Here is a 9,547-nt window from a genome sequence, read left to right on the forward strand (position 1 = left end):
ATGTATATATTATCTCTTCCAACTCTAGATTGTTATCATTTTTCACAATCGTCCAAAGAAACATCTCATTCATCGCAAACCAAGCACGTGCTACAATTTCTTTATTTAATTCAGGCTGTGCTAATCCACTTTCTTGAGAGTATGTAATATCCTGCGTAATATTGTTTATAAAGCGTTCCCGTATCTCGTCCCATTTTTGACGTATTTCTTTTGATAATCCAATCGCTTCTTGTACTACTTGTAAAATAGCTCGTTCTTTCTTTGCTAGTTGTAGAAATGCTCTAACTTGATTTTGAATCATTTTATGTGCTTCCTCTTTTGTTTGAGGCGAAAAGGAGCGCTCAGCAATATCATAAAATTGATTCATAACATCTTCCATTAAACTAATTAGGAGATTATCTTTGTTTTTGAAGTATACATATGCTGTTCCGTAACCAGTTTCTGCATGTTTAATAATTTGTGTAATTGTCGTTTTTTGAAATCCATTATTTATAAAAATAGTGTAACCAGAGTGTAATAGTTTCTTCTTGGTTTCTAAGGAGCGGTGTTTTCTTGATGAAAGGGTACTGTTTTTCAAAGAATCACCTCTTTATACTGAAATATCTGAAAATATAACTGTATTGTAAAAGAAATTCATATATAAAGTCAACTGACATAATATCATTGACGTCGTATCAATTGAGGTGATATATTTCAATTAGTTAGAATAAAAAGAAAATTAAGAGAAGGTGACACCATGTATAAAGAACCATTTCAACCGAATTATGAATATGCGCTTGAATGTGATAAACATGATGAACTGAAAGATTTTCAAACTGAATTCTATAAAAAAGAAGGAACGATATATTTAGATGGAAACTCATTAGGACTACTTTCAAAAAGAGCAGAGAAATCGTTACTTACTTTGCTAGATTCATGGAAAGAGTATGGCATTGACGGCTGGACAGAGGGTGAGCATCCTTGGTTTTTTCTCTCGGAGAAATTAGGTGAGTTGACTGCACCTCTTATTGGAGCTTTACCAGAAGAAACTATTGTAACCGGTTCCACGACGACAAATATACACCAAGTGATTGCCACATTTTATGAGCCGAAAGGAATACGTACAAAAATTCTTGCGGATGAATTAACATTCCCGTCAGATATATATGCACTTCAAAGTCAAATTCGTTTAAAAGGATTAGATCCAGATGAACATTTAGTAAGAGTGAAAAGCAGAGATGGTAGAACACTTTCTGAAGAAGATATTATCCATGCGATGGAAGATGATATCGCTTTAATTTTATTACCTTCTGTTTTATATAGAAGTGGTCAAATTCTTGATATGAAACGTTTAACAACGGAAGCTCATAAACGCGGTATTCATATTGGATTTGATTTATGCCATTCAATAGGATCTATTCCACATCATTTCAAAGATTGGGATGTCGATTTTGCTGTTTGGTGCAATTATAAATATTTAAATGCAGGACCGGGTGGCGTTGCAGGAATTTATGTAAATAGTAAACATTTTAATAGACTGCCAGGGTTGTCTGGATGGTTTAGTTCTAGAAAAGATAAGCAGTTTGATATGGAGCATACATTAACAGCTGCCGATCATGCAGGTGCTTATCAAATTGGTACACCGCACGTATTAAGTACAGCACCTTTAATTGGTTCTCTTGAAATGTTTAAAGATGCTGGTATTGAACGTTTACGCGAAAAATCTTTACATATTACAAGATATATGCTGAATTTAATTGATCACGAATTAAAAGATTTCGGATTTACAATTGGAAATCCATTAGAGGATGAAAAACGTGGCGGGCACATATATTTAGAACATGCAGAAGCAGCACGTATTTGTAAAGCGCTAAAAGCAAATGGAGTTATCCCTGATTTCCGAGCACCTAATGGAGTAAGACTGGCGCCGGTCGCTTTTTATAACACATATGAAGAAGTGTGGAAATCTGTACAAATATTAAAGAAAATTATGAAAGAAGAAGAGTATAAACAGTTTGAAAATAAGCGAGAGGTTGTGGCATAAGCATGAAAACATCAGAGTGGATTGATATTTCACAACCGCTAAATAATGATATTGCAACGTGGCCAGGAGACACACCGTTCTCATATGAAGTTTCATGGTCAAAAGAAGAAAGTGGCTCGGTAAATGTAGGAAAGTTAACGATGAGTATTCATACAGGTACTCATATTGATGCACCATTTCATTTTGATAATGATGGAAAGAAAGTATTAGATTTAGATGTTCAAGTTTATGTTGGCCCAGCACGGATTATTGACGTTTCTAATCTTGAAAGCATCGGAAAAAAAGAACTAGAAAGTTTTCACTTAGAAGGTGTAGAACGATTATTATTACGTACATCTTCACATGGGAAAGCTGAAGAATTTCCAGTTGTGATCCCTCATTTACGTGCTGATATAGCGCCGTTTCTTTCAGAAAAAGGAATACGTTTAATTGGAGTAGATGTACCATCAGTTGATCCATTAGATGATAAAGAATTAGCAGCGCATCATCAATTATTTAAACATGGAATTCATATTTTAGAAAATGTCGTACTAGATCATGTAGCAGACGGTGATTATGAATTGATTGCATTACCACTTGCATTAACTGATGCGGATGGAAGTCCAGTTCGAGCCGTTATTAGACCAATATAAGTAGAATGATATAAAAGGGGCGTTTGGCTAATATGAAAGAAAATGAAAAAGTGATTATGGAAAAAGGGATTCATACGGATTTTAAAGAGAATATGACGTATGGGGAGTATTTACAATTAGATAGTTTATTATCTTCTCAAAAAAGATTATCAGACCATCATGATGAAATGTTATTTATCGTTATTCACCAAGCAAGTGAGCTTTGGATGAAGCTCATTTTACATGAGCTAAATGCGGCGATTGAATCTATTAAACAAGATAAATTACAACCAGCTTTTAAAATGTTAGCACGTGTATCAAAAATTCAGTCTCAAATTATTCAATCTTGGGATATTCTTGCGACATTAACACCATCAGAATATATTGAGTTTCGTGATTCACTCGGTCAAGCTTCAGGTTTTCAATCGTATCAATATCGTATGATTGAGTATGCACTTGGCTATAAAACGCCACATGCATTAAAAATTTATGAAAAGGATCCAGAATTACATGCACGACTTCATAAAGCGCTACATGCACCAAGTCTATATGATGTCGCGATTCAAGCATTAGTAAAAGAAGGATTCCCTATTCATAAAGATGTGTTAAACCGTGATATTACGCAGCCTTATGAAGAAGATGCAACAGTAGAAGCAGCATGGTTAGAAGTGTATGCGGATGTGAAAAAATATTGGAATTTATATCAGCTTGCTGAAAAATTGATTGATATTGAAGACTGGCTACAACAATGGCGTTTCCGTCATATGAAAACAGTAGAAAGAATTATTGGACATAAAATGGGTACAGGTGGATCCTCCGGTGTTTCTTATTTAAAGCGAGTACTTGATCAACAATTCTTCCCAGAGCTTTGGAATGTTCGTACGAAATTATAAAAATAAACCTGTCAGTTCATTATAGCTGACAGGTTTATTTTTATTTGAGCACAATTATGTTTAAAATGAAGGAACAAGATATAATAAATGGATTAACTATTTAAATGGAGGTAAAGTTTTTGGATTTCAAGCAACTAGAAAATAAATTCGAAAAGAAAAAAGTGAATACATTTCTTGTTTATCAAAAAGGACAATTAACAACTGAGTATTATAAAACACCCGAATGTGCAAATAACTTATATAAAATAAATTCGATTACAAAAAGTATCGTATCTTTATTAATTGGTATTGCAATTGATAAGGGCTATATAAATGATATACATACACCGATCACAGAGTGGATTGAAAATGTACCTAGGGGAAAACATAATTTAACACTATATCACTTATTAACAATGACTACTGGTGAGGACTGGAAAGAGTTTGGGAATGGAGTAGTATTCCCAAATGACTTTGTAGAATCAGAGAACTGGGTACAGTACATATTAGAAAAGCCAATAATTGAAGAACCTGCTACAAAAATGAATTATAATTCAGGTTCTTCTCATTTACTGAGCTATATTATTCAAGAAGCTACTGGAATGTCGACAGAGCGGTTTGCAAAGAAATATTTATTTAATCCATTAGAAATTAACGAATACGAGTGGCAACAAGATCCGCAGGGTATATATGTCGGCGGCTTCGGTATGAAAATGAAATCTACCGATTTATTAAAATTAGGAAAATTATGTTTGCAAAATGGATATTGGAATGAAAAAGAAATTGTATCAGCGAAGTGGTTAGAAGAGTCAAGTAGGGCGCATTTTGAAACATATGAACATGTCGGCGCATATGGATATCACTGGTGGGTATTACATACCGAAAGATTTCACATACCGTATTGTATATATTTCGCTATGGGATACGGCGGACAATACATCGTTATCATTCCTCAGTTAGAAGTAGTAGCTATTATAAGTAGTCATATGCCAAAACGTGGGCTCGTTCCATTAAAACTATTTATTGAGCATGTACAGGGAATTTCTAATTATATATAAGAAAAGGAGTGAATGTATGAAGGATGAAAAAATTTTATCTTTATTTAGATTCTGTTTAAGTCTTCTAGTATGTAGCGCCATTATTACGCAATTCATAATCAGGGCACAAGTGAAACCGTTCAATCCAGTTAACTTTTTTAGTTTCTTTACTATCGAAAGTAACATTTTAGTTGCATGTATTCTCCTTTTAAGCAGTATCGGAACAGCTACATTTGGTCGCTCAGAACAGTTTAGTATACTTCGTGGTGCGGCAACGGTATACATACTTACGACAGGACTCGTTTATTTTTTGTTACTAAGAGGGTTAGAAGAGTCACTTCAAACGGCAATACCATGGGTAAATACTGTGCTACATTATATCATGCCGATTGCAATGCTTTTAGATTGGATTTTAAATCCACCTATTAAGAAAATCACTTGGAAACAATCTGCAAGTTGGCTCTTATGCCCGTGTTTTTACGTTGTATATAGCTTAATACGTGGCCCAATCGTGAATTGGTATCCATATCCGTTTTTAGATCCAAGAATAGGTGGGTATGGTAAAGTACTTTTATACAGTATAGGGATAGCAGTTGTAATTGGCTCTATTTGTATATTGGTAAGATTTTTAGGGAATCGAAACTTTAGGGAAAAATTTTAGAAATGCAAGAACCCCCACTGTGTCTGTTTTAACAGTGGGGGTTTCACTTTATCTACTCGTCTTCTGAAACGACAACTTTATAAATTTCTCCGTCTTCGTTTCAAATTCTACATCAACAAAAACACCGTATTCTTTTCCGTTCTCACGTAACCACAATTTAAATTTTTCAACAGTTATTTGAACTGTTTTTGGTTTTCTACCTATATGAAGATAGTCAATAATTTCTGCTTTTGGGTATTGTTCTTTCGTCTTTTCTACGGCAAGCTTACCCCATTTGGCATACGGCGGCTGCGCATGAACAATTGATGAGCCTGTATATATATTTGAACATGTTGTTAGGAACAGAATGACAAGTGCGACACGCTTTAACAATTTCTTCATGATGAACTCCTTTTATCTTTTTTGTATATTGTTTACATATTTTTTCAACGATATGAGTTTGGATTTTTTTGTCTTCTTTACATAAAAGCGAGGCTTTTACAAAACATAACCAAGAAATCATTTCCGTAATTAAGGAGGGAAAATTATGCACAAAAAGGCTATTTTTAAAATAGCAGTTTTACTTGCGTTCATAGGACTGTCTTTAATGGTCAGTAGTATACAACTAAAGAATGTAGAAGCTTTTTCTAATCAAGTCATTCAAAGAGGGGCATCTGGCGAAGATGTCATTGAACTGCAATCTCGTTTGAAATATAACGGATTTTATACGGGAAAAGTGGATGGTGTTTTCGGATGGGGTACATATTGGGCACTTCGGAATTTTCAAGAGAAATTCGGATTACCTGTTGACGGTTTAGCTGGAGCTAAAACGAAGCAAATGCTCGTGAAAGCAACGAAGTATGACAAGTCAACTGCTAATAAAGGGACGACAACGAATAAAGGAAATAGTGGTGGCACTGCACAAGAGAATAAACCACCTCAAAATAAAGGGACAAATGTGCCGAACGGTTATTCTCAAAATGATATTCAGCTTATGGCAAACGCAGTATACGGAGAATCACGCGGTGAACCATATTTAGGACAAGTTGCAGTAGCTGCTGTCATTTTGAACCGTGTTACAAGTGCGTCATTCCCAAATACTGTTTCAGGTGTAATCTTTGAGCCTAGAGCATTTACAGCGGTAGCCGATGGACAAATATATTTAACGCCAAATGAAACAGCAAAAAAAGCAGTTTTAGATGCGATTAACGGATGGGATCCAACAGGAAATGCTTTATATTATTTCAATCCAGATACTGCGACTAGTAAATGGATTTGGACTCGTCCACAAATTAAAAAAATCGGTAAACATATTTTCTGTAAATAGAGCGGAGGTGGGACAATGTTACGAGGTATTATCATTGTATTATTAACAGTAGGTGTAGTAGGAACAGGGTATTGGGGCTATAAAGAGCACCAAGAGAAAAATGCGGTTTTAATTCGAGCGGAAAATAGCTATCAACGTGCGTTTCATGATTTAGCATACGAGGTTGATTTGTTGCACGACAAAATCGGGACAACGCTTGCAATGAATTCACGTGCATCTTTATCACCTGCATTAGCAGATGTATGGAGAATAACATCTGAAGCTCGTTCGGATGTAGGGCAACTTCCTTTAACGTTAATGCCTTTTAATAAAACGGAAGAATTTTTAGCGAATATCGGTGATTTTAGTTATCGTGCGGCTATTCGTGATTTAGAAAAAGAGCCGTTAAATGATCAAGAATATAAAACATTGGAAACTTTATATTCAAATGCAGGAAATATACAAGATGAACTAAGAAAAGTACAACATCTTGTTTTGAAAAATAATTTACGCTGGATGGATGTTGAGATGGCACTTGCATCAAATCGTGATCCTGCAGACAATACAATTATTGATGGATTAAAAACTGTAGAGAAAAACGTAACATCGTATTCGTCTACAAACTTCGGACCGACCTTTACTAGTGCGCAAAAAAATAAAAAAGGTGGATTTGAAGCAGAAGGAAAAGCGATTTCTAAAGATGAAGCGGCGAAAATTGCCAAATCGTTTTTGAATTTAAAAGGAAATGAAAAAGTAGATGTAGAGAAAAGTGGAAAAGGTGCGAAAGAATCCTTCTATAGTGTGAAAATTAAAGATGAAGCAACGAACAATGAGTTCTATATGGATATTACCGGAAAAGGCGGATATCCAATTTGGGTTATGAATAACCGCGAAATTAAAGAACAGAAAGTTAGTTTAAACGATGCAGGAAGTAAAGGTTTGAAATTTTTAAAGGACCATAAGTTTAATAATATGGAGCTTTATGATAGCTCTCAATATGATAATGTTGGTGTATTTACGTATGTAGTAAATGAAAATGGAGTACGAATTTATCCAGAAGCAATCCAAATGAAAATTGCTTTAGATGATGGTTCTATCGTTGGGTTCTCCGCAAAAGAATATTTAGCGTCACATCAAAAGCGAACAGTTCCATCGGCAAAGCTAACTGCAGCAGAAGCAAGAAAGAAAATCAATCCAGATGTTAAAGTTATGGAAGAACGTAAAGCTGTCGTAGTAAATGATTTGCATAATGAAGTACTTTGCTATGAATTTGTAGGTACTTTAGGGAAAGATACGTACCAAATTTTCATTAATGCAAATAGCGGAGCAGAAGAAAAAGTGAAGAAGATGCAAGCTGTTGAAAAGATTTATGATTAAATTTTAATAGTAAAGTGGTGAGAATAATGAAGAGCCTAATATATATGTTGATGCTTTGCTTGTTTATAACTGGATGCAGTATTGGAAAAAAGGACAATCCAAACGAAAAACCAGAGCAAAAAAATGTTTCGATGAAAAATGTTAACTATACAAACAAATCAAATAAACCAAATGAAAAAGCAGCGGACCATTTAGCATCTTTAGCTGCAAGTGTGCCAGGTGTGAACGATGCAACTGCGGTCGTTGTTGGAAAATATGCTATTGTAGGTATTGATGTAAAAGCAAAACTTGATCGAACTCGAGTTGAATCAATTAAATACTCTGTTGCAGAAAGTTTAAAAAATGACCCTGACGGTGCTAATGCAGTCGTTGTAGCAGATGTTGATACGTATGAACGCCTCAAACAAATTGGAAAGCAAATAAAAAAAGGAAAAACAGGTGAAGGTATACTAGATGAATTAGCCGCTATTGTGGGCCGAGTAATGCCACAAGTTCCAAATGATATGATAGAAAATAGAGAAACGAATCCAATTAAGGATAATGATAAACAATTACCAAAAGATGAAGAACAAGAGTTAAGAAAAGAACAGAATGATCAATCAAATAATCATTTGAATAAATGAAATTAGCCTCGTACTTAATTGTACGAGGTTTTTAAATATAATATTAAATATTCAGTTTATTTTTAAGGGAAAATATGGTTTAATTATGAGGGGAGGGACAACTGTTATGATGAAAAAAAGCGCATGTATATTGTTTAGTTTATGCTTAGGTTTCAGTATGACAGCGTGTGAACAGAGAAAAGAAGTGAAAAATCAAACAGCAACTTCTTCTACTGTGATGGAAAGGCAACAGAAAGAGTCTATCAATATAAATCATTTCTCGAGTATAAATGAAGGAATGACTTATACAGAAGTGAAAGATTTAATTGGTTTTGAAGGAGATTTACTTATAGAAGAAGGGGTAGAACATTCTCCACAAATTAAACAAATTTTTGCTTGGAAAGGAAACAATCCAAATTCATTTGTTGAAATTACCTTTTTAGATGGAAGAGTGCATTCAAAAGCACAGCAAGGTATAAGTTAATAAGCTAAAAAATGGGAGAGTTTAGCATGAACATACACACAGGGGAAATTCAATTAGTTCCGTATAAGGAGAAATATAAAGAAGTTATACAAACATTTACTTTACCAAGTGAACAAGTTCAGTTTACATCAGATCCAAGCGCATTACTGGAGAAAGCAAAAAGTGATCGTACAAAAAATGTGATTGTTATTTTAGATTACAATGGGGTACCGGTGGGTCTTTTCGCATTGCAAACAGGCGATAGAGTACAGGAATTTACAGACAATAAAAACGCTTTACTTTTAACCTCATTTTCTATAAATCACAATAGACAAAGAAAGGGATACACTAAAAAGTCATTGTTATTATTAGACGAGTTTGTAAAACGTTATTTTCCAATAAAAAATGAAGTTGTACTTGCTGGGAATGAAAGAAATATTCCTGCACAAAATTTATATGCAAAAGTCGGCTTCCAAGATAAAGGTTTTAGAAGAATGGGACCAATAGGCCAACAAATAATAATGCATTTGTCTATAATGAAATAATGAGATAGAAAACTTACTCTTGAATATTCATGTAGTAGGTTTTTTTATTTTAATAATATACAATATATGTA

Annotated in this window: 12 protein-coding genes; 10 read left to right on the forward strand and 2 right to left on the reverse strand. The window is 34.2% G+C overall.

Features of this window, described 5'->3' with window-relative positions; genetic code table 11:
- On the reverse strand, positions 1 to 577 hold a 577-nt coding region (locus GBN78_RS26590), incomplete at its 3' end, for a TetR/AcrR family transcriptional regulator (RefSeq protein WP_152127886.1).
- 159 nt (positions 578 to 736) lie between these two features.
- Between GBN78_RS26590 and kynU the strand changes: the two genes are divergently transcribed.
- The 5 genes from kynU to GBN78_RS26615 all read left to right on the forward strand — a co-directional run bounded on the left by kynU (position 737) and on the right by GBN78_RS26615 (position 5,204).
- Positions 737 to 2,023: a kynureninase gene (gene kynU / locus GBN78_RS26595; protein ID WP_152127887.1), complete on the forward strand. Its 1,287-nt coding sequence runs from the start codon at positions 737 to 739 to the stop codon at positions 2,021 to 2,023.
- Positions 2,024 to 2,025: 2 nt separating this feature from the next.
- Positions 2,026 to 2,655, forward strand: coding sequence for an arylformamidase (kynB, locus tag GBN78_RS26600; RefSeq protein ID WP_000858062.1), 630 nt, complete (start codon positions 2,026 to 2,028; stop codon positions 2,653 to 2,655).
- Between the two features lie 32 nt (positions 2,656 to 2,687).
- Positions 2,688 to 3,527: a tryptophan 2,3-dioxygenase gene (gene kynA / locus GBN78_RS26605; protein WP_000661957.1), complete on the forward strand. Its 840-nt coding sequence runs from the start codon at positions 2,688 to 2,690 to the stop codon at positions 3,525 to 3,527.
- Positions 3,528 to 3,646: 119 nt separating this feature from the next.
- Positions 3,647 to 4,564, forward strand: a complete 918-nt coding sequence (locus GBN78_RS26610; protein ID WP_152127888.1) for a serine hydrolase domain-containing protein — start codon at positions 3,647 to 3,649, stop codon at positions 4,562 to 4,564.
- Positions 4,565 to 4,580: 16 nt separating this feature from the next.
- Positions 4,581 to 5,204, forward strand: coding sequence for a Pr6Pr family membrane protein (locus GBN78_RS26615; RefSeq protein WP_152127889.1), 624 nt, complete (start codon positions 4,581 to 4,583; stop codon positions 5,202 to 5,204).
- A 48-nt stretch (positions 5,205 to 5,252) separates the two neighbouring features.
- Here the strand turns inward: GBN78_RS26615 and GBN78_RS26620 are convergent, their stop codons facing one another.
- Positions 5,253 to 5,585: a DUF3889 domain-containing protein gene (locus GBN78_RS26620; RefSeq protein ID WP_000734903.1), complete on the reverse strand. Its 333-nt coding sequence runs from the start codon at positions 5,583 to 5,585 to the stop codon at positions 5,253 to 5,255.
- 145 nt (positions 5,586 to 5,730) lie between these two features.
- Here GBN78_RS26620 and sleB point away from each other — a divergent pair, with 145 nt between their 5' ends.
- The 5 genes from sleB to GBN78_RS26650 all read left to right on the forward strand — a co-directional run bounded on the left by sleB (position 5,731) and on the right by GBN78_RS26650 (position 9,476).
- Positions 5,731 to 6,510: a spore cortex-lytic enzyme gene (gene sleB / locus GBN78_RS26630; protein ID WP_000549033.1), complete on the forward strand. Its 780-nt coding sequence runs from the start codon at positions 5,731 to 5,733 to the stop codon at positions 6,508 to 6,510.
- A gap of 15 nt (positions 6,511 to 6,525) precedes the next feature.
- Positions 6,526 to 7,866 (forward strand): germination protein YpeB, encoded by a 1,341-nt coding sequence (ypeB, locus tag GBN78_RS26635; protein WP_000943710.1) that lies wholly within the window; start codon positions 6,526 to 6,528, stop codon positions 7,864 to 7,866.
- Between the two features lie 26 nt (positions 7,867 to 7,892).
- The gene (locus tag GBN78_RS26640) at positions 7,893 to 8,489 is read left to right on the forward strand and encodes a YhcN/YlaJ family sporulation lipoprotein (protein ID WP_033689706.1); all 597 of its coding nucleotides are present in this window, start codon (positions 7,893 to 7,895) and stop codon (positions 8,487 to 8,489) included.
- 106 nt (positions 8,490 to 8,595) lie between these two features.
- Complete coding sequence (locus GBN78_RS26645) at positions 8,596 to 8,952, forward strand: hypothetical protein (RefSeq protein WP_000976445.1); 357 nt, start codon at positions 8,596 to 8,598, stop codon at positions 8,950 to 8,952.
- A gap of 11 nt (positions 8,953 to 8,963) precedes the next feature.
- Positions 8,964 to 9,476, forward strand: coding sequence for a GNAT family N-acetyltransferase (locus GBN78_RS26650; protein WP_152127890.1), 513 nt, complete (start codon positions 8,964 to 8,966; stop codon positions 9,474 to 9,476).
- Positions 9,477 to 9,547 lie beyond the last annotated feature (71 nt).

Source organism: Bacillus sp. B2-WWTP-C-10-Post-4 (genome assembly GCF_009183805.1).
Classification (GTDB): domain Bacteria; phylum Bacillota; class Bacilli; order Bacillales; family Bacillaceae_G; genus Bacillus_A; species Bacillus_A cereus.

Coding starts and splice junctions, on each gene's coding strand:
- ypeB (WP_000943710.1), top strand. CDS start 6,526: ATGTTACGAGGTATTATCATTGTATTATTAACAGTAGGTGTAGTAGGA.
- sleB (WP_000549033.1), top strand. CDS start 5,731: ATGCACAAAAAGGCTATTTTTAAAATAGCAGTTTTACTTGCGTTCATA.
- GBN78_RS26615 (WP_152127889.1), top strand. CDS start 4,581: ATGAAGGATGAAAAAATTTTATCTTTATTTAGATTCTGTTTAAGTCTT.
- kynA (WP_000661957.1), top strand. CDS start 2,688: ATGAAAGAAAATGAAAAAGTGATTATGGAAAAAGGGATTCATACGGAT.
- GBN78_RS26640 (WP_033689706.1), top strand. CDS start 7,893: ATGAAGAGCCTAATATATATGTTGATGCTTTGCTTGTTTATAACTGGA.
- kynU (WP_152127887.1), top strand. CDS start 737: ATGTATAAAGAACCATTTCAACCGAATTATGAATATGCGCTTGAATGT.
- GBN78_RS26650 (WP_152127890.1), top strand. CDS start 8,964: ATGGGAGAGTTTAGCATGAACATACACACAGGGGAAATTCAATTAGTT.
- GBN78_RS26645 (WP_000976445.1), top strand. CDS start 8,596: ATGATGAAAAAAAGCGCATGTATATTGTTTAGTTTATGCTTAGGTTTC.
- GBN78_RS26620 (WP_000734903.1), bottom strand. CDS start 5,585: ATGAAGAAATTGTTAAAGCGTGTCGCACTTGTCATTCTGTTCCTAACA.
- kynB (WP_000858062.1), top strand. CDS start 2,026: ATGAAAACATCAGAGTGGATTGATATTTCACAACCGCTAAATAATGAT.